The sequence below is a fragment of the Paracoccaceae bacterium genome (assembly GCA_033344815.1).
In the GTDB taxonomy this organism is placed as follows: Bacteria; Pseudomonadota; Alphaproteobacteria; order Rhodobacterales; family Rhodobacteraceae; genus Roseobacter.
On sequence record JAWPMR010000001.1, the window covers coordinates 3382575 to 3403539 of the forward strand.

The 20965-nt window shown below is 55.7% G+C and carries 11 protein-coding genes; 7 read left to right on the forward strand and 4 right to left on the reverse strand.

Annotated elements, in window-relative coordinates:
- Nucleotides 1-37: 37 nt before the first annotated feature.
- The 4 genes from R8G34_15675 to R8G34_15690 are packed head-to-tail and all read right to left on the reverse strand — an operon-like array spanning nt 38 to nt 6909.
- On the reverse strand, nt 38-1048 hold the full coding sequence (locus R8G34_15675; GenBank protein MDW3224296.1) for a PD-(D/E)XK motif protein: 1011 nt from the start codon (nt 1046-1048) through the stop codon (nt 38-40).
- Nucleotides 1045-3783: a Z1 domain-containing protein gene (locus R8G34_15680; GenBank protein MDW3224297.1), complete on the reverse strand. Its 2739-nt coding sequence runs from the start codon at nt 3781-3783 to the stop codon at nt 1045-1047. Before R8G34_15680 ends, R8G34_15675 begins: the two co-directional genes overlap by 4 nt.
- Nucleotides 3780-5309, reverse strand: coding sequence for an ATP-binding protein (locus tag R8G34_15685; GenBank protein ID MDW3224298.1), 1530 nt, complete (start codon nt 5307-5309; stop codon nt 3780-3782). Before R8G34_15685 ends, R8G34_15680 begins: the two co-directional genes overlap by 4 nt.
- Entirely contained in the window at nt 5299-6909 is a 1611-nt protein-coding gene (locus R8G34_15690) for a DNA cytosine methyltransferase (GenBank protein ID MDW3224299.1), read from the reverse strand. Before R8G34_15690 ends, R8G34_15685 begins: the two co-directional genes overlap by 11 nt.
- Nucleotides 6910-6983: 74 nt before the next feature.
- Between R8G34_15690 and vsr the strand changes: the two genes are divergently transcribed.
- The 7 genes from vsr to R8G34_15725 all read left to right on the forward strand — a co-directional run bounded on the left by vsr (nt 6984) and on the right by R8G34_15725 (nt 20724).
- Nucleotides 6984-7454, forward strand: a complete 471-nt coding sequence (gene vsr / locus R8G34_15695; protein MDW3224300.1) for a DNA mismatch endonuclease Vsr — start codon at nt 6984-6986, stop codon at nt 7452-7454.
- A 262-nt stretch (nt 7455-7716) separates the two neighbouring features.
- A complete protein-coding gene (locus tag R8G34_15700; GenBank protein MDW3224301.1) occupies nt 7717-8715 on the forward strand; it encodes a WYL domain-containing protein in 999 nt (332 codons plus the stop codon).
- 66 nt (nt 8716-8781) lie between these two features.
- Complete coding sequence (locus tag R8G34_15705) at nt 8782-11400, forward strand: PD-(D/E)XK nuclease family protein (protein MDW3224302.1); 2619 nt, start codon at nt 8782-8784, stop codon at nt 11398-11400.
- Nucleotides 11397-14543 carry a UvrD-helicase domain-containing protein gene (locus tag R8G34_15710; GenBank protein MDW3224303.1) on the forward strand — a complete coding sequence of 1049 codons (3147 nt, stop codon included), beginning with the start codon at nt 11397-11399 and terminating at the stop codon, nt 14541-14543. The genes R8G34_15705 and R8G34_15710 overlap by 4 nt, the downstream gene beginning before the upstream one ends.
- On the forward strand, nt 14543-15712 hold the full coding sequence (locus R8G34_15715; GenBank protein ID MDW3224304.1) for a DUF6361 family protein: 1170 nt from the start codon (nt 14543-14545) through the stop codon (nt 15710-15712). The genes R8G34_15710 and R8G34_15715 overlap by 1 nt, the downstream gene beginning before the upstream one ends.
- Nucleotides 15702-17546 (forward strand): phospholipase D family protein, encoded by a 1845-nt coding sequence (locus R8G34_15720; protein ID MDW3224305.1) that lies wholly within the window; start codon nt 15702-15704, stop codon nt 17544-17546. The genes R8G34_15715 and R8G34_15720 overlap by 11 nt, the downstream gene beginning before the upstream one ends.
- On the forward strand, nt 17539-20724 hold the full coding sequence (locus R8G34_15725; GenBank protein ID MDW3224306.1) for a helicase-related protein: 3186 nt from the start codon (nt 17539-17541) through the stop codon (nt 20722-20724). Before R8G34_15720 ends, R8G34_15725 begins: the two co-directional genes overlap by 8 nt.
- The last annotated feature ends 241 nt before the right edge of the window (nt 20725-20965 follow it).

Sequence of the window (20965 nt, forward strand, 5' to 3'; positions counted from 1 at the left end):
CTGGATGTTACGACCAAAAGCCTTCAGCTCCTCAAGTTCAGACATCGGTGCCCTTTACGAGTTGGACTGCTTCCTCTCGAGCGATCTCAAATTCAGATAGATCATCAGCGATGATCGTATAGCGGATGTCTCCCACACCAGATGGAAGGTTTGCCTCAGTCAATCGGGGGAAATTGCCATGAACATGAAAGTATTGCTGACCAGTTACGCGATACTTGCTCCCGGCATAGAGCGGTGCGTGCAAGTCCAGGTAGCCAACATGCATCAACCGGTTGTCAAATTCCCGAGCCGCTGCGGGATCGGATCGTAGCTGCGAACGCAGGCGCGCGACGAGCGAAGGAAGCGCAACCCCACTGGCATTGCTTTCTTCAAGACGTACATGGGCAAGCAGCAATGCACGATGGGAGCGTTCATCGAGCTGTCTTTCATTGGCTACCGAAATCCGGGCGTGTCGTTTCGCCAATGTGGTTTTTACTTCGATTGCTGCATCTGCAATGGTGAAATCCTGATGTGCGGCGCGCGGTCCCGCCCAAGACGTAACGGCCACATACGCTTCCATCTCGGCGAGGCAGAAACCTTCCAGAACGACCAGTTCACCGAACAGGCCACGTTGCGCGTCCTCTGATAGGCCCTCGGCTGGGACGCGTTCGAACAGTCCTTGCCACATTGACAGACGGTCAATGCAGCGGCGGAGACCGGCGGCGGCGTTCTCTTCTGCTCCTACGGCACTTACAAGATCTGCGGAGAGAACAGCAAAAATGTCTCTGAGGCGTTCATCCTCCAACATGACTCGCAGAACCGTTCGAGGGCTTTGCATATTGAGCACTTCGTGCACGACCTTGACGCCGCGACAGGTCGGTATGCGGTTTGGCGAAGCGCTCTGTTCTCCATCGCCCTCTATGAGAAGTCCGAGGCGTCCACTGGGCCAGAAAATGCAGGCGAAGAGATCAACCGACGCCTTTGTGTCAAGCCTGCGCCGATCCATTCCGGAAAGGCCTTGCCCTTCTGCCAAGCTGCGCCAGAGTTCGGTCAGATCGTCTGGAATCATGAGAACAGCTCCTCGAGCTGCTTTACGCTGTTTTCGGCATAGTCGATCAATGGTGCGTCGTCGTCGAATGGAAAGCTGACAGCGAAACCCATGATTGGCACGCCGCCTTCAAGGCTTGCATCGATCGGATAAATCAAGAGCAATCCGCGATCCGGGTCTCTTTGTCTGCGTATGAAGGGTCCACTCGCCGACCTCGGCTGATCACGCTTGGGCGGCGATTTTCGTTTCCATGCGGCAATCGTATCTTTCAATGCTCTATCTAACTGGCCTTGATCAAAGTCGATCGTTTCGTCGCGGGGGCTTACCAGCCGACCGATGGTGACCTTATCAGGATCGCCTGGCATGTGGTTCTCGCGTTCAGTTAGAATGACGTCATACGGACCAATTTGGGCTTGGACCTTTGAGCGCCCGCTCGCAACAAGCGTTACCGTCCATTCCTGCAGCCGACCTGCGGCAACACGATTGGCGATGTAGTCGGAGATTGCCTTGGAATTGGCTTTCCAAGAGTCGCGCGATGTCTCAAGAGTTCCCATCAATTCAGCCACCTTGTGGCCGTCTACGTCCTCCCATAGATATCGGCCACCGTTTACTTGAGTGCGCGGCAATTCTGTCAGAAACTGAGCAACAGTGTCTAAGTTCTGCTTGGCACTTGAAATGTCGAACGAAACGGTTTCGGAGATCGTTCCGGAAAAACCAGCCCGAACGGCAGCACCCGACCGCATTTTGTTGGCAGCGGTGATCAGCATGCCGTCGGGATGCGTTCGTACCCGATTTCCAAACTGGAGTGGATTCTCGCCATTGGCGAACATCAGGTCAAATTCTTCTCGAAGCTCTGCTGTGGCTGTTGCGATATGACGGTACCAGTCAACAAGATCCGGCGATGTATAGAGGCGGCAGAGGTCCGCATAGCGTGGTCGATAGCCGAACCAACGACCCATTTGCATCAGAGTGTCGTACATCCGAGATGTGCGCACAAAGTAACTGACGCTCAGTCCTTCGAGGGTCAAGCCACGGGACAGCTTGTCGCCCCCAACCGCAATGACAGAGAGACCCATTGGGTGGTCAGCATAATCGAGAGCATCTTTTGCGGAGCCATTTATCCTCCGCACATTTATGCGCTTGGTTGCGTCAAACAACTGTCGCTGTATCTGTTCCCAACTAACTTCAGGCAAATCATGGTCTGGCAGCAGTTTTCGGATCTTTGGTGCGTTTGCAACAAAGTCGCGTTCCCAGAGCTGTTTCAGAGCATCTTCTGCGTTTCCGCCAGTTCCTGGAAATTCAAGCTGACGCCGGATATCGGCCAAGTCGTCTTCAATAAGTCTTGCGACCTGATCCTGCACGAGTGTGAATCGTGTGACATGGACCAGCATGGAATTGTCTGCGTCAACTTCACCACGAGCCCGCCGCGCAGCGCATGCAAGAATGAAAGCCAACAGAGCCTCATTCAGCGAGGCAGGCAATGCTGAGACAGGGAGGTCCTTCTTGTGCCTTGGTGGAAAATGGGGGGTCGAATCCCAGACGCGCCTAATGATCGGCAAACCGGGCGTCTCTCCGTCAGTTCCCGGACGATTCAAGCCAAACACCTTTTCAGGACCAATATAGTTGGATGGTGCCGGAATGTTGATGATGAAGCTTCGTGGGAAGAGGTCTTCACCAAACACTCTGGACCGTGCTTGGTGATGCATGAAAACATTTGCGAAAGGCGTCGCCGTATATCCGACGTAAGCACTCTTCTCGAAGGCTGTCAGGAGGTTGCGAATGAGGCCGTTTGTTTTTGTTGGATCAGCGTCCTCGTCAATGTTGCCATCATCGTCTCGATACTCGTTCGTGTTTGCTGAGGCGTTGTCGGCTTCATCGTCAATTACGAGCAGAGGCACATCTCGGATTGTCTTTCCGCCCGGCACATTGATGTCATCGACACCCCGAACCGACAGTACCCATGCAAGAAGGTTCTTCAGGATAGTTACGCGCTTTTTGACAACCAGAATGACCGGGTCGCGCCCGCCCGGAATTATCCGCGTACCCTGTGCCGTCGCCTGCTTGAAATCACCGCCATCGGTGCTGCTGGTCAATGAGTGCGCCACGAGAAATGGGGCGCTGGGCATCTTTCCTGCACCGATCCTCTGGTTTTCCTGTTCCGCCAGAAGATTGAGGCGCGTGTCGAAGCCGAGAAAACCTTCATCAAGCCTGAGCTGGGTTTGGCTCCGCAAACTGTTGTGAATGCCGGCCAAGACGATGACCAACGGAAACCCGGCATCGACAGCCTTGCAAATCAAGCCAGTATAGTTGGATGTCTTCCCAGATTGTACATCACCGACCACCAATCCACGGCGATCCCATTCGCCAGCGGTTTCTGGATCGCGCAATCGGTCCAGAATGTCGTCAGTGAGGCCATCCAGTTGATCGAGCACTTCTCGAGGGAAGCGTTTCTTCTTGTCGAGGTAGTGTCGATAGCGTTTCCAGAATTCGAATGGTCGGCTTTCTTGCGATGCGGTGATCCAGGCGCTGAAGTCATTGTCGTCGATCACGGAATAACCGCTCACATGAGTATTGTTCTTGGCCTCCAGTTCCTTGAGCAATCTGTTTCCGTCGACACTGGCGAACTGCGTCATGGACAGCACCGCGGCGACGGTTCGCTCTAGGGCGTCTTGGGTGACGCGTTGCTCCATCAAGAGTAGCGAGTCTGCAACTCCGTAGGCACTTGTAAACAAGGCCTCACTTGATCCTGCCGTCATTCTGCGCCCTTCTTACTGTGATCTTTCGCTGCAATGGTGATTGCAATCTCGTCAAGAAAACCAGCGATCAGCTCGGGATACTGGTTGAATGGTTCCATGCCCATGATTGCTCGAGCGGCGGACGCTGGTTCATTTCCTTCTTGTCGGAGCGCTGAGTAAACGGCTTCCATCGCTTTGTGCAGTTCCAATAAGGCGCCTTCGAATGGCTGGCCGAAGCCGTCAGGAGACTCGGCATTGTTGATGACAATCAGTGGAGCCGGGACGGTCTGCTCAATCAGATTAAGCAGTGCACGAGAAGCGGGAGGATCGTCGGAATCCTTGAGCACCTTGCGAACAAGAGGGTGATCTCGATTGATCTTGTAGAATGTCTTTCCTTGCTTTGTGAGGTGAGTCCACAGGAATGCTTGTTTTTCGCCATGCTGCCGCTGGAGAATTTTGCCGCGATGCCGGTATATTTGTGAGGCGCGACTGCGCGCAGCTCGGGCAATGCGCTGGAGATCTTTGCGCAGCTTTGCTGGCGGGCGGGCGCGGGATTTCTTGACATCGATCTGCCATGAGAGGTCCTCTGAGTTTGGCAAATCAATCCTGATGCGTGCCAGCTTGAAATGCTCTTCTTTCTGCATGCCCAGACCAAGCCAGTCGCCGGCGACAAGCAATCGACGATTTCGGTAGATGTAGAAGCCCTGATGGGCGTTCCAGCCCTTTGGCCCGGCGCCCATTGCGTGCCGTTCCGCGGAAATCTTGCTGTGATGGGGAAGAATGAATGCTTTCACCTCTATGCGGGCCCCGTCCGCGGACAGCGTTTCGGTTGGCTGGGGATCAACAGCCTCTGTGTCCTCCATAAAGGGGTCCCAAGGTTCGACCTTCCGACCGTTTAGATGAATGGCGATCGCGTTCCTTCCGGTCAGAAAGCGATGAAAGACCATTGCAAGATGCTGCTTTACGGAGTCTGCACGCTCGCGAAAGTGCTTCTGCGCAACGTCGTCGTCAGCGGAAGCGGAACCAACAAGTTGATCGAGCCTATCCCAGAAAAGCACAGTTCCGGAATCCTGCTGTTCCAGCAGTGAGGTATCAGCCTTGTTGACCAGTCCGGCGCCCTTGAGAAGCCGCCATTCGCCTGTCTCTGTTGATGCAATGTAGTCCAAATCCCATCGTCTGACTGCAAGGGCAGAATCTGCCGATCGACTGAGCACCGTGAGACAGCGGCAATGGGAGATCGATGCCGTTTTCATGCCAAGCCCAAAGCGTCCCAAGTCGTTGACAGATCGCTGTGCAAGCGGGTTTAGGCTGCCCGGCCGCATGGCCTGAACCAGAGCATTTTCTGACATGCCTTCACCATCGTCGCGAATGGTGATCCGGGAATCCTGTCCTGCCCAAATCAGATCGATCCAGACGTTGCGAGCCTTCGCAGTAATGCTGTTGTCCACGATGTCGGCAAGCGCAGTGGGAAGGTCATAGCCAAAGGCGCGCAGCGACTCGAACAGTTCTGCCGCCCCGGGGTTGGCTATATCGTAGTCAGCCGACATTGGTCTGCTCCTCTGCCTTGTATGCTTCTTCCGACTTTTCTGCGTTGCCCACCAAGATCGAATGCAGGGCCTCTCCGATCCACTTTGCGAGCAGTGGTGGAACGGCGTTGCCAACTTGCACATACTGTTGGGTGCGATTGCCTTTGAAGAGATAGTTGTCTGGAAAAGTTTGTAGTCGAGCTGCCTCACGAACGGAAAGGCTACGACACTGCAGAGGGTCAGGATGAATGAAATAGTGCCCATCCTTTGAAATATGAGACGTTATGGTGGTTGAAGCGGCATTCCACAGCTGGACGCGAAAACGGTCGGAGAACTTTCCTGTAGACCAGTTTTTGTGGTTTGGGGCCAGCTCGTCAGGGTAATTCGATGCCTTCGGAGAGCGGCCTGTCACCTCTCCAAACACGGCTGCAAAGAAGTATCGGGCCAAGTCCTCAGCCATGTGCCCACGAGTCTGATTATTCGCCAACCTGGTGAGCTTCTCGTCAACAAGCCAATCTGTGAGCTCTTTGGAGCACAGGTTGGAAATGCCTACGTCATCACTCTCTCTCGGTGGTATTTCGTTCATTTTCTGGAATTTTGTCAGATAGTGCTTTGCCGTGGACTTGAATTGGAGTCGTTCCGCCTTGGGCAACCCCGGGTCAAGTTGTGACACCTTCTTCATTGCCGACAAAACGACCGCTCGCCACTCGGCAGGGCCATCTGTCGAGCGACTGAGGCCGCTGCGCAATATCGGCATGCCACCGATTGCATCTTTGACAGTCGCTTCTGATTTTCTTTTATCGATTAGATCAGCAACGGCTCGATCCGAAACACTGCGGGCCAGATCTTCGCGAACGCCGATGATGATTACACGGTGCCTGGCTTGAGGAATGCCAAAGTCTTCTGCTCGTATCACAAAATCGCGTGAACGCGGTTCTGTGGTTTCGCTTTCAGATCTGGGACGAGGCGACGGGCAGAGGGCAAACAGCCGATACTTCCCTGCATGGCGCTGATCGCCCCTGAGGTCTTCAAGAACCTGATCGAAAATTAGACGCTCACCATCGATGGTCGAGGAGAGCATACCCTTCACATTTTCCATGACGAATGCCGATGGTTGCAGCCGGTCAAGTATGCGGATGTACTCTTTGTATAGAAAGTGTCGGTCATCTTCCTCGGCAACGTAACCTTTCTTGCCGTGGTTTCTGGCTCGGCCAACTAGCGAATAAGCTTGGCACGGTGGGCCACCGATCAGGATCAACTTGTCGTTGCTGGAAGTTCGAATCTGGTCCAGCCGGGCATCTAGCTGGGCGGTCGCATCCTCACTGCCAAGCTCATGTTGCCAAGCTTCGCTTTGCGCGCGCTCCCACTCTTCGGGAAACTGCTTGCTCCAGTCTGGTTCTGGGGCGTTGGTGTTTATGAAATTGTAGTAAGCTTCAGGAATGGCGCCGTTGAACTGCCTAAGAAAACTGCGGAGAAGAAGAGTTGAATGAGCGGCCGCTTCTTTCTCTATGGAAAGTTCAATTGAAAATGCATAATCTCCATTGTTGCCTCGGACATTGGAGAACCCCTCGGCGAGGCCACCTGGTCCAGCAAAAATGTCGACGACTGAGTAACTTGGCAATATGGACGTCCCTGCAGGAGTTAATGATTTCTAGCTGATTTCAATCACCCTAGAGGAGAAATACTTCAAGCGGTATGGCCGATATTGTAAATACTTCAACACGTTCTCGCATCATGTCTTCGATCCGAAGCGCCGACACCCAGCCTGAGATGGCACTCCGAAGGTTGCTTCATGCTGCTGGCTTGCGCTACGGGTTGCATCGCAAGAACTTGCCCGGAAAGCCGGACATAGTGCTGACCCGCTGGAAGGCAGTCGTGTTGGTTCATGGATGTTTTTGGCATCGTCACTCAGGTTGCCACTGGTGTATCACACCTGCGACCAACAGCGAGTTTTGGAATGCAAAATTTGCAAAAAATGTGCAACGCGATCAACGGTGCGTTCATGAGCTTTTGGGGCTTGGGTGGCGGGTGGCGACAGTATGGGAGTGCGCGTTGAGAGGGGAAGACGCGCCACGATCAGCGGACTTGATCCAAGATTGGCTGCGGTCAGACCATCAGCAATTTGAGACTGGCATAATCCGCCCCCAGTGTAGCTTTTCGTCGTGATTTCGTGGTGAGTCGAGGAACTGCCTGCCGTCTAGATTTTAAGATAGTATTTCAATGCAGTACCAAGGACGGCTCCTGACGATAATCGTGCAACTCCATGCCGCCGCTTGAAACACCAACTTGAGATAAGAGCGAGCCGCCAGTGATCTGCTCAAAGCACTTGCGGTATGACGTTGACAGAGACACGGAGCCAGAAGACCATGACAGAACTTGTCACCCAAGGTGTTTAAATTGGTTCTGGTTCTTCAATGGGGCGGCCATCATGACGTTTTCGAAAGCAGCTGATCTTTTGCGTGTAGCTGATATGGCGACATCAAGCTTCGATGGCATTCTTTTGCAGGACGTGACCCGCGAATTTGACTGCGATCACCGCACAGCGCAGCGGATGATGCGGGCGTTCGAGGCGGTTTTTCCTCAAGTGGATATTTCGGAAGATGATCATCGACGTCGGCGCTGGCACATGCCGCGCAGCGATCCGCGATGGCTTCAGGCGCAAGGGATCCGCGATGGTGAACTGGCCGCACTGGATATGGCAGAAAAACGTGCGCTGCATGATGGGGCATACGATGATGCACGATACCTCAGGGCACTTCGTGACAGGTTATTGTCTGCCATGCCTTCCAGTCTCGCACGCAGAACCGAGGCGGATGCCGAAGCCCTTTTGGAAGCCCAGGGATTTGTATCCCGGCCGGGACCACGCGTGATCACCAATACGCAGTTGCTGGGTACGCTGACAGAAGCGCTTAGAGCGCCTTGGGAACTGACGATCTCATATCGAGGTGCCGAGGAGGTCCGGCCCCGCGAGAGGAGGTTGCATCCATACGGTGTTCTGCTGGGGACACGACAATACCTCGTTGCAAGGCCCGTTGATGGAGATGCAGTAATGCGGCGTTTTCGGTTGGACCGGATTGAGCATGCGGAGATCACAAGTCGAAGTTTTGCACGGGATCCCGAATTCGACCTTGATGTCTTTGCTGCACAAGCCTTTGGGTCTTATCATTCAGAGGAGGAATTCGGTTTAGTCGCGTGGCGCTTTGCGCCCACTGCGGCACCGACGGCGCGCCTTTTTGTTTTTCACCCCAATCAAGAAATGACCGAGGACGCCGATGGGTCTCTGACTGTGCGTTTTTCAGCCTCGGGATATTTGGAAATGGCCTGGCATCTTTATCAATGGGGTGATCAGGTCGAGGTTCTATCGCCGCCTGCTTTGCGTGATTTGATTTCCGCACATCAGCGGGATGACTTCCCGTCGTTGCCATGACAGAATTTGTCACCCTTAATGCCTAACTTTGATTAATGATAATTCTGCCGATTCTTGAGAGTGTTCATGCGTATTGATCCTTTGATGACCGCGAGCCCAGCGACAGGAGCCACCCGTTTGGTGACCGACGAATTGCTGCGTGAGGTTTACTTGGCACCCCAAGCCGCAGAATGGAACCTTGCCGAGGCTCTGGAGGGCCGGGAAGCGCCTTGGGCCGAGAGCTTTAAAGCGGCGCGCACGGAGACGGTGCAGGCGGTTGAAGCTGGCCTCATTTCCGTCGCACGCACAACCAACGCTCTTGTTCCAGACGAGATTGACGTTTCGTGCCTGCCAGATGGCCGTGCCAAAACACATCTGATGGCTCTGACAAAGCTCTGGCGCGACATAGGGCGACTGCCGGAGCCGCTCGCGACATGGTCACATGTTGTTTCCAGCGCGGGCTCCGATGCTCTGGAGTCACTCCCTGTGCTAAATGCTTCGCCGTGTTCATTTTCCGATGCGGCAGAGGTCTCGCTGGCTGCGACACTCGAGCGACATCATGGGTCGGCACCTGAGGCATCCCATGCCCAGTGGCGTGCGCGGCAGACACCAGCAGAGCCAACCGCAGCAGGCGCATTGGGCCAAATCCAAAATGCCTTGGGCACCTCGGCGCATAAGATCCCGCAGGATAGCACGATTTCCTGCTTTGGATTGCGTGACCCGCGTGAAGAAGCGCAATTCGCTGCCGCGCGCGCGCAGCGGATGCTGGATGATCAAGTCGTTGATCATCCCCAAGATATCGGCCTCCTGGTCCCTGATGACGCGATCTATACGGCGGCACTAAAGGACGCTTGTGATGATCTTGGTCTTCCCCTTTCAGGCGGCCCTCAAGTTCATGCCGCGCGGGATGTGACGGGCGAGTTACTGTCGCTTCTGTTGATCATGCTGTCTGCGCCAGCCCCCCGAACGGCATTGGCATCCCTGTTCATATCACCCTTGATGACATGGCCGCGTGATGCTGGCCAACGCATGGCGCGTGAGATCATGGACTATGGCTGGTCTCGGACGGCCTCCGCGCTTGATGGGTCAGCCCGAGAAATTGTGGATGCGTTGCGACCGTGCCAAACGCCAGAGCAGCTCTTTGCGCGGCTAGGCATGATTGCCAAAGCTTTGCCGAAGGCAGGACTGCACCCACGCATTGCGCCTTTGCGGGCGGTGACAAAAGACGGTTTGGATTGGCCGCTTCTACACAAACTGGCCGCACCGCAAGGGATACCAGCCTCGGGGCATGATCGCTTTGTGGAAGGGCTCTCACTTTTCACCGAAACCAGCCTTCCTTGGCGGCCTGCGCGTCAACTCATTGCCTTGGGGCTGACCGGGCGCCATTGGCCACGCCTTCCAGGGTCTGATCCATTTTTCACCGAGGCTGAAGTTGCCTTGATACGCGACAAGACAGGTCTGGAGTTCAAAGGTCGCCGTGAGAAACTGGCACGGGGCATGGAGCTCTTTCGCCGCCAGCTTTGTGCCGCAACAGAGGGGCTGACCCTCTTGGCGCCGGCGATGGATATGCGCGGTGAGCGTTTGTCGCCCTCAACCGGCCTGGCCTTGATTTCACATGTGCTTGGCGCGGAAAAGCCCGCAGATCTGGTGCAAAACCTCCGCTCGATGCCGCGTGAGACATGGCCAGTTTCACACCATTTGCCCGACGTCTTGCCAAACGGCGGTACCCCGGTTCTGCCTGAAGATGGGATACTCCATCTCAACCTTGGTCTTGGGACGCCAGACAAACCCGGTCTCGACCTGCTGCGATTGCGCCATGATGACAATGGGCAGGTGGCACCCCAATCACCGTCGCGCCTAGAAACCTTGCTTGTCAGTCCGCTGGCATGGCTCCTTGAAGAACTCGACGCAAAGGATCGCACTTGGGCACCTGAAGCTTTGGATGTGATGATCATGGGCACGCTCATCCATCAGGTTCTCGAGGATGCCTTTCCCGAAAATACGCCTGTTCCGTCAACTGATGTGCTCCAGGACAAGATCCCAGGTATTCTGGAGGCCGCAATTGCCCGCCATGCGCGTTGGCTCTCGGGACCATCTTGGGCGACCGAACGCCAAACTCTTTTGCGCGAGGCGCGGGATGTCGTCCAATCATGGTCCGGGTTTTTGGCGGCAGCTGGTGCGGAGATTTTGCAAAACGAGATCGCACTCAGTGGCGATCATGGCGGATTGATATTGCGTGGGAAGGCTGATTGCCTTTTGCGACTGCCCGACGGACGTATTTTGGTGGTGGACCACAAAAGATCGAGCGCGCCCAATCGGCGTGATCGAATGTCAAAGGGATGGGACCTTCAAGTCGCGCTCTATAGGGCCATGCTGGAGCGCCCAAGTGAGGATACGGCTCTCACGCGTTTGATAGAGGGCGGCGCGCAGATCGTGACCGCTTATCACACGACACGTGATGCGTCTGTGCTGGCAGACGCCACTGGCGGTGGTCTGCCACGTGTTGAGGCTGCACAGCGTGATGTCTCGGCAGAGGCAATGGCACATCTCGCGGGTACTGTCGTGGAGGTCGGAGCGGGGACAGTGCGTCTGAACCGGGTCGGAGATGTTAAACGGTTTGAGAAGGAACGCGGGATCAAAGCTTACGCCTTGGAAGAAAACCCCTTGGTTGCTGCCTTTACTCTACCTGAGGAGGATACCGCATGACCCATTTGTCTCTCGTTCCCGCTGGCGCAGGTGCCGGTAAGACCCATCATATCAAAGAGACTCTGGCAGATTGGGTTGCAAGGGATGAAATTGCTGCGAGCAAGATTCTCGCCGTTACCTTCACCGAGGCAGCCGCTTCAGAAATGCGGGATCGTGTTCGCGGGGAATTGATGGTGCGCGGTCGAATCCAAGACGCATTGGAAATTGACCGTGCTTATATGGGCACCATTCACGCCTTGGGTCAGCGCCTTCTGACTGAACATGCCTTTGCGGCAGGACGGTCTCCTGAAAGCCGCCTTTTGAGTGAGCCTGAGCGCGACTTGCTGATCCGGTTGGAGATGTCGCGTTGCGAGGCTTTGAAGCCGCTGATGGCGGATTTGGGGCGTTTTGGGTATGCTTGGGACCCGCAGACGGGTTTGAGCGCGGAGGATAAATTCCGCGCCAAGTTGCTGCAAACTGTCGATCTTATTCGCAGTTTGGGTGATCGTGGCGCGGCAAAGGACATTGTGAACACGGCACTTACGGCCCTGACAGAGGGCTATGGCGCTTGTGAGGCTGATGGCGGGCCAATGACGAAAGACCTCCACCTCGCCGTCCTAGCACTTCTGGATGCGTTTCCCGACAATCTTGCACCTTTTTTTGCCACCACAAAGACTGTCGCTGATACGTTCTCAAAAAATTACAAGGAGTTGCGCCGAGCAGCAGAGGATGGGGCGTTGGAGCGTGATTGGGCGTTGTGGCAAAAACTGCGTCAGCTCCGGCTTTCTAATTCTCGTTCCAAGACGCCCGACGGGTATGACGCGCTGGCTGAATCTGTCATCAGCGCGGCTGACGCATTGCCGCGCCATCCGGGCCCACTGGCAGACGCTTGCGCGCATCTTACCGCACTCGTGACCGGGGCACAGGAGGTGCTTGAAGCTTATCAGAGAGCAAAGCGTGAAGCGGGCCTCATCGACTACGCCGATATGATTGTGGAGGCAGAAACTCTGCTCAGAACACGGCCAGAAATTTTGCAGGCGGTCATGGGTGAGATCGATTGCGTTGTCATCGATGAGTTTCAGGACACCAATCCGGTGCAGTTCGCCTTGCTTTGGCGACTTGCGCGTAGCGCCAAACGCGCGCTGATTGTTGGCGATACCAAGCAGTCCATCATGGGGTTTCAGGGAGCTGATGCGCGCCTCTCTGCAGCGTTGCAATCGGCGAACCCGGATGTGATCGCGCCGTTGGATCGCAATTGGCGCTCTGATCCGCGAATTATGGATGTGGTCAACACGCTTGGTCCTGTTCTGTTTCCGGGCGGCTACGATCCATTGACCCCGCAGCGCGCTGTCACCGGTGAGACGGCCCTTGAAGTTATCAAGCTGCCAAGCAGTGCGTTCACGAAAGGGCCCGAATGCATTGCCAACCGCATCGCTGACATTCTGTCGGAGGGCACACAGGTATTTGACAAAGTATCTGAAAACCTGCGCGCGGCCCAACCCAATGACATTGCGGTGCTGTGCTATACACACGGTCACGCGAGCCAGGTCGCGGCCGCATTGGAAGCACATGGCCTGCCCGTGCGCATCCAGCAAGATGGATGGCTCGGAGCAGCGGCGATGCGCGCTGCCCGTGCTGCGCTGGCCTATGCCGCCGACCCAAGTGATTGCCATGCCGCCCTCACTTGGCTCACGCTCGGCCCACCGCAAGTGGCGTTGGAGGAAGCTCTTAGAAATGCTGCCGACGGTGTGCTGGACACGCATATAGCCTTAGAGACATTGCGGCTCTTGAAACTGGAAATTGAGGCGCTCCCGATCGCAGATGCGATGGCTGCAGTGATACGGGCGACTTGTTTGCGGGACTGGGCTGCTGGGTTGCAGTCACCCGCCCAAGCTTTGGCAGATATTGCTCGGCTTGAGGCAGAGGCCCAGGACTTCGACCGGATGGTGCCCGGCCTGCGCGCTGCCGCTGGCTATCATGGCAACAGTCTGCAGGTCTTTTTGGGATGGATTGCGGGTCAGACGGAAAAAGACTGGAATCGTCACCCCAATCCCGATGCCTGGTCAGGCACGGGTATCGAGGTATGTACGTGGCATGCTGCGAAAGGGCGCGAATGGCCTATCACTGTTGTCGCGGGACTGGATCAGAAGATTGCTGAACGCGCCGGTACGTTGCGCGCTGAGTTCGAGCGTTTTGACGATTTGGATCAAGTGCTGGATCATGCAGGCCTTAGCTATTTTCCTGATTTTGACGCACCGGAAAGCCAACAGGTGTTTTCCGATGCACAGCATCCTCACGACGGACAGGAATCCGCCCGAAAACTCTATGTGGCACTGACCCGCGCGCGCGACAGGCTCATTCTTGTACTGCCAAAAGAGCGGACGACCTCACGCGAGCGGCCGGAACGGATGGTGGACGTGCTCCGCGACAAGGGTGGTTTAGTGACACATGAGACTGGGCTCACCCTTAGTGGGCGCGCTTTTCCTACACGCATAAGTGACGGGATCGCAGCGGAACCTGACAGGACGGAGGTATCGGACGAAATGGTGCATGCGGGCTTTGGAGCCCGTCGCGCAAGCGACGCTACTCCAAAAACGGTTTGGCGGCGCAGCCCATCGACTTTGGAAGCGGCGCAAGACTTCACCAGCAACCCTTTGACAACAATCGATCTTGGCGCGCCGGTGACGGACACACGGATGGTGGCTGCAACGATGCGGGGTACAGCCTGGCATCTGGCATTGCGCGTCTTGATACAGCACCCTCACAGAGTCGAACACTTGCGCGCCGCGACGGGTCTTTCCGAGGCAACGCTCACGGAGATCGGGGCACAGGCTGCCCTCCTGACGGCATGGTTGAGCGAGCGTGGTTATGATCGACTGCATTTTGAACTTCCTCTGCAAGAGATCGCCTCAGACGGCTCCGAGACAAACGCCATTGTCGATTGCGTCGCCGAGGGTCCTTCAGGTGTGCTGATCATTGATCACAAATCTGGGGCTTGTCCTGATCCAGAGACACGTTTCGCCACGTATTTACCTCAGCTTACAGCCTATGCGGACCTAGTGCGCCAAAACTGGCCAGAAAAGCGGCTAGACGGCGTCGTGATCAATTGGATGAGCGAAGGGACACTGTCGGTTTCCCCTGTTGCGCAGGAGGAACGCGTCTGATGTCCCTTCTGGCATGGATTGATTTTGACCAAGCCGATCGTGACCGGACCCGCCGGATCATGGATTTGTTCGGCCAGGAAGACAGCCGGGACGAGTTGGGATTGGGCTCTGTGCGCGACGCGTTGGCGGACTTGATGTTTCCCAGCACGTCCACCATCCAAACGCGTCTCAGATACATGCTTTTTGTGCCATGGATATATCAGATGGCGGGCCAACAAGCCGGGACGGCCGCCGTTCGGCAGACGCTAGCACGAGGGTTGGAGTTTCGCCTGATTGAGGCTCTAATCAATGGCGGCGAAACACAGAATGTTATCGGACGAGAAGCGCGGGAAACGCTGAAACGCCTGCCAAGTGATGTGTATTGGGCGGGTCTTTATACGATTGGCATTCGCCGCTTTCAGGGGAGCCGAAACGCCTGCTTTGAAGCCTCGCCCAGAGAGGCCCGCTCACTCTGGGCCTCAGGCCTGCCCTCTGCTCCTGAAGGTTTTCTGGAGGATTTGGACAGTTCGGTTGCTTTCGCACTGACGCCTGATGAGGCAGGGTTCATTCGGGATCGCTTGACGCATCAGGCTCCCACCAGCCTGTTGACGCTTTTGGCGCGAGAAAAAACCGCACCTGACTGTGATATGATCTGGAAGCACCCGCGACGATCAGATTGGCCAAGGGATATCACGATAATTGTGAAACATGCGCATCGGTTCTCGGATCTGATGCATGGCGCGTCGTTGCTTTATAATCTCATGCTTTGTGAGAAGGCCGCAACGATGAAGGGTGGTGATGGTTCCACTTGGCACGATCGCGGTGAGAACTATGCGTTGCTGCTGGATAAATGGGCCCAGTCCCTGAACATCAGCCAGTTGTTGGATTGGGATCTTTTCGAGCTTTGGGATCTGTCACGGGATACCATTCACAAAGTGAAACCGCAGACATGCCGTTTCATTGAAACCTGGCGCGACATCGTTGTGCGCACAAATGGCCTTGTTGCAAATAATACCGAGGCGCGCGCGTTGATCAAAGATCGGGAGATGAGACTAAAGGGAGGAAAATCCCGCTTCCGAAATGACGGTGCGCTGATGCGCTGGAGTGGCGCATCTGGAACAGCACCGCTGAACTACAGATGGCAGCCTGTTGTCTCCAATCACGTCAAGGATTTAGTAGATGCCGGATAGCGCTGCGCTAGATCCGCAAAATCGTGCACTTTATGGGGAAATCCTGCGCGCACCTGCGGGCTTTGAGTTGGATGCAGCTCTGGCCACGACTTACACGCTTGACTTTGAAACAGCTCTTGTGGTTCCGGCGACCCTTGCGTTTCACGCAGCTGAAAACAGGCAGGAGACACTCGACACGCCGCTTGCCCTTCTGGAAGGGTTGGAGCGATTGTCATCGCGCATCGCCATCTTTTGCGAGGCGGGTCGGATTAAAGCCGTGCCAAAGGGTGCCAACCGCCTGACAGCGCTTTTGGAAGAGACTGTGACAGAAGTGGTTGCACCACGCGGTGGTGCGTTTCACCCCAAGCTTTGGCTTTTGCGTTTCAAACCACTTGGTGGAAAAGGTCCGTCGCGCCTGAGGCTGGCACTCTTGTCTCGCAACCTGACGACAGATGCGTCCTGGGATCTGTCATTGTCCTTGGATGGTGCGACTGAGTCATCAACGAATGCCGCGAATGCGCCACTGGTTTCCCTGATCCGCACTTTGCCAAGCCTGTCGTCCGGCCGTCCAACGCCTGACCGTGTAACGCGCATGGTGACCTCGCTTGCTGATGACCTGGCCCGAGCCTGTTGGATCCTGCCAGAGCATGTGCGTGCCATCCGATTTGCCGTCAACGGGCTCACTGACCGTGTTTGGCGACCTAAGATCGGCAAGAGCCTCGGGATCATTTCTCCGTTTGTCACCGACAGTGCTCTCGCGACGCTGGCGGGTAGCGTTGGACCTGAAAAATCGTTTCTGCTTGGGCGCAGCGATGAATTGGCTTTGTTGAAGCCAGAAACGCTTGCATATTTCGCCTCTGTCCGCGTTCTTGATGAACTAGCCGAAACCGAAGATGGCGAGGACGCAGAAGAGGGTACCAAAGGACCCGTTCCGGCGCGTGGCCTGCACGCAAAGGCTTTCATCACCGAGCGGTACTCCAGCACCGAAATCACAATGGGGTCCGGAAACGCCACGCGGGCTGCTCTGCTTAGTGGAGAAAATGTTGAAGTCTTTGCGACGCTCTCGGGATACACGCGTGATTTGGGATCAGTTGAACAACAGCTTTCGTCTGAACATCTGGGCCGTTACTTACGCGACTTCGTACCGTATATTCCAGAGGATGTCTCCTCTGAGGAGGCTGCCGAGGGGCGGCTGGATGAAATCCGGCGGCAGCTGGCGCAGGCACATCTGCAGATGCGCTGTGAGACCTATGAGGGCGATTTGATTGGCCTTCATCTATCGGCGGCAAATGCAGTGCGTATTCCAGAAATTGCGGAGGTTCGTATTTGGCCATTGGTCGCCGGGGATGGGTTCGGCGTTGAGCTTTCGGCGCTGGATGGTAAGGAACAACTCTTGGCGCGGCTGCCCCTCAAGAATGTCACGCGGTGGGTTGGCGTGCAGCTTAAGGACAAAGAGACAGGTCTCGAGCAAGAGTTCACGCTCGGAACAGAACTTAATAATCTGCCAGAAACCCGGACCTCAGAAATTCTGCGTGCGCTCATTGAGAACAAGGAGGCTTTCTTGCGCTATATTCGTCTTCTGCTTGGAGACGTTTCAGAGGCTGCGAAGGCTTTGTTTGCGGCAGGCCAAGGGGGCAAGTTCTTTGGCGATTTTTCTGACAACAGGGACGCACCGCTTCTGGAAGATATGGTCCGCGCCTTGGCGGGGGACGGCAGGCAATTGCGCGACATTGAACGGTTGGTCACCCGTTTGAGTGATCCTGAGACTGGGAAAAGTGACGTCATCCCAGCAGATTTCTTGGCGCTGTGGGAGACATTCCGGCAAGTCGTACCGACGGAGCCAAGGGATGGCTGAACGTTTTAGCGCCGAGCGCGCTCTTCGCCCGCTGAAGCCATTTCAGCGCACCACTGTCGAGTATGTTTCGCGCAGACTTCTGAGCGATCCGGACGCTGTTCGGCATTTTCTGGTGGCTGATGAAGTGGGGCTTGGCAAAACCATGATTGCGCGTGGTGTGATTGCCCGCACCATCGAAGCGCTCCAAGATACCGTGCCGCGTATTGATATTGTCTATATTTGTTCAAACGGTGCGATTGCCAAACAAAACGTGGCCCGCTTGAACGTGATGGGGGGCGAGCAGTCTCGGATCTTGCCAACCCGTCTCACAATGCTCGCACTGGAGCTGGCACGTGCAGGCGGTATCAAGGAAAAGGGAGTTAACTTCTTTAGTCTGACGCCGGGAACATCGTTGGACCTGAAACAGGGTGGCGGCATGAAACAGGAACGTGCCTTGATCCTGCGACTGATTTGGGATCTCCTCGATGATCGTCGCGGGGTCTCCAAGATGCTGCAGGGCTATGCAGGCAAGGAGGGCTGGAAGTCCACGCGCGGCTGGGTCGATGCGCAACCCATTGAGCCGCAGATTGCCCAAAGGTTTCAGAACGCAATTTCCAAGCGGCCGGACCTGCTTGCTGAGCTTGAAGCCTGCGCGCAGTGTTATAAAGGGCTTCGGCACAATGATCGGGACCTAAACCGACGGCGCGAAACAATTGTCGGTGAGTTGCGCACCATTCTTGCCCGTGAAAGTGCCGAGGCGCTAGAGCCGGACCTGATTGTCCTCGACGAATTCCAGCGTTTTACCGAACTTCTGCACGGTGACAGTGAGGCGGCAGAACTTGCCCATAAGCTCTTTGACGCGGTGGACCCTGATGGCAACCAAGCCAAGGTGCTTTTGTTGTCCGCCACGCCGTACAAAATGCTATCGCTTCGCGAAGATGATGCCGACGCCGGCGATCATTACCGCGAGTTTCTGGACGTTCTCGATTTTCTCTTTGGGGAACGCGGCGAACATGTCCGCGCCGAGTTGGAAACAGAGATGCGGCGCTTTCGCAACGCTTTGCAGACCCTTCCGGGAAGTTTTGATATCGCCAAAGACATCAAATCCGACATTGAAGGAACACTGCGCCGCGTTATTGCCCGAACCGAACGGGTGTCTGAAACCGCTGATCGTGATGCAATGATGCGGGACATCGACGTCCCGGTGACTGTGGAGCCAAGTGATCTAATCGAAGCGCGCGCTGTCGCGCGCGTTGCTGACGCGGCAGACGCACCGGGCACAGTCGAGTATTGGAAGTCGGCGCCATATCTTTTGAGTTTCTTGCGTGACTACAAGCTTGGCCAGCGGCTGGAGCATCTCAAGGACGCGCCGCCAGCATCATTGGTTCAGGCCATCAAGGACGCCAAATCTGCGCAAATCGACAAGCGTGCAGTGGAGGCCTACGACGCAATCCCAGATAACAACGGTCGGATGCGGGCGCTGAAGAAAATTGCCTTTCAGAACGATATGGCAAAACGGCTCTGGGTTCCAGCAAGTCTGCCTTATTTCGGGCCGCGCATTCGGGCCAGCAAATTGCTCATATTCTCGCAATGGGCGATGGTACCAGACGCGATTGCGGCGCTGCTTTCATATGAAAGCGAGCGGGCTATGGGGATGGATCAACTCGGACACGCATATTCCGATGCGTTCAGAAAGCAAACGCAACCTCTGAACTTCAGAAAGACCAAAGCACGCCTGACAGGTTTGCGTGCCCTGCCATTGGCTATCCCTTCGCCGACGCTCGCAAAAGCAGTGGACCCTTTGACAATTTTCCTCAGCGGTGAGCCTGTACCTGATGTCACGACGATGCGCACTTTGGCAAAAGAGCGGCTGGTGTCGTACGCCAAAAAGATCGACAAGAGACTTCACCCTGCGGAGCGCGGCGGTCTCTTACAAAAACTTGCTGATCGGCTTGGAGAAGAGGGCAGTGGTGTGCGGGCCGAGACGTGGGAGTGGGCATGTGCGGCGTGTCTTGACCAAGACCATGACGGGTTTGGCAAGTGGCTCGCTCAAGGGAAAATACTAAGCGACGAAATCCGCGACGATGGTCTCGAAAACTGGTTTGAACATATCGATGCTTTGAACGAAGCGTCCCGGACGGAGCATGTTTTTGGACAGCCAGACTTCGACATCTTGCTTGATCACTTGACCGATTTAGCATTGGGCAGTCCCGCGACCTGCGCGTTGCGTTCTCTTCGGCGCATGGCGCCCAATCTATCCTACGATGATCCAGCTCTTCTGAATGCCGCAGCGCGCGTTGGGATGGCGTTTCGCGGGCTCTTCAACCAACCTGAAAGCCAGGCGCTGCTACGTGGAAACAGCGATGAAGTCTATTGGCAGTCAGTTCTGCATCATTGCGTAGATTATGACCTACAGTCCGTGATGGATGAATATGTGCACGTCCTTCTGGAAGCAGAGGGACAGACAGATGCCGGCCCATCCGAAGCGGTTACTGTGATCTCCAAGGCTATCGATGAAGCACTCTCGCTCAAACCAGCTCGGATTGAAATCAAGCGGTACCAAGCTCGTCGAGGACGCATCCATACACCCAAACCGTTCGGAATGCGGGGCCGCTTCGCGACCCGTTTGGTTGCAAAAGGTCAGGAGGATGCTGCCGCTCAGCGAACGGTTACCATTCGCACAGCCTTTAATTCACCGTTCAAACCATTCGTGCTTGCCTCCACGTCGATCGGCCAGGAGGGTTTAGACTTCCATCTATATTGCCACCGCCTTGTGCACTGGAATTTGCCCGCCAATCCGGTTGATCTGGAACAGCGCGAAGGGCGCATTCATCGCTATAAAAACCTCGCAATTCGCCAAAATCTTGCGGAGCGCTCTTCTCAGCCTCGAACCATGGTCGGCGCGGATCAGGACGTTTGGAGGCAGATGTTTGACGTTGCCCAAGAAGGTGCCGCGCGCGGGGGTGGTCTGGAACCATTCTGGCTCTTGGAAGGCGAAACTTGCATTGAGCGGTATGCGTTGAGTTTGCCCTACAGCCGCGAGACCTCGTTGATGGGATGGCTCAGACGCTCTGTCGCAATCTACCGGCTGGCTTTCGGGCAACCGCGGCAAGACGATCTGCTGGCCTTTCTTAGCAACTTGAATGGCTCGACGGATGAGATCGATATGGAAGCGCTGCAGATCAGTCTCAGGCCATAGAAACCAGGCCTCTTGTTTGGCCAAGCGCAAGGACTCTGCGGCGGGGACCGAACATTTGAGAATATTACGCTGCTGCTTGAAAAAGCAATTTGAGATCAGAGCGAGCCCCCGCAACCATCTCAACTTGCGATGCAAGTTCACGAAGATCGGCCGCCCCTACCGGGTGGCCGTCTTTCGTTTGCAAGTTGAGATTTGAGCGCCCTCCCGCAACCAACGATCTCTGCGATAGCAGGTTGTTTAG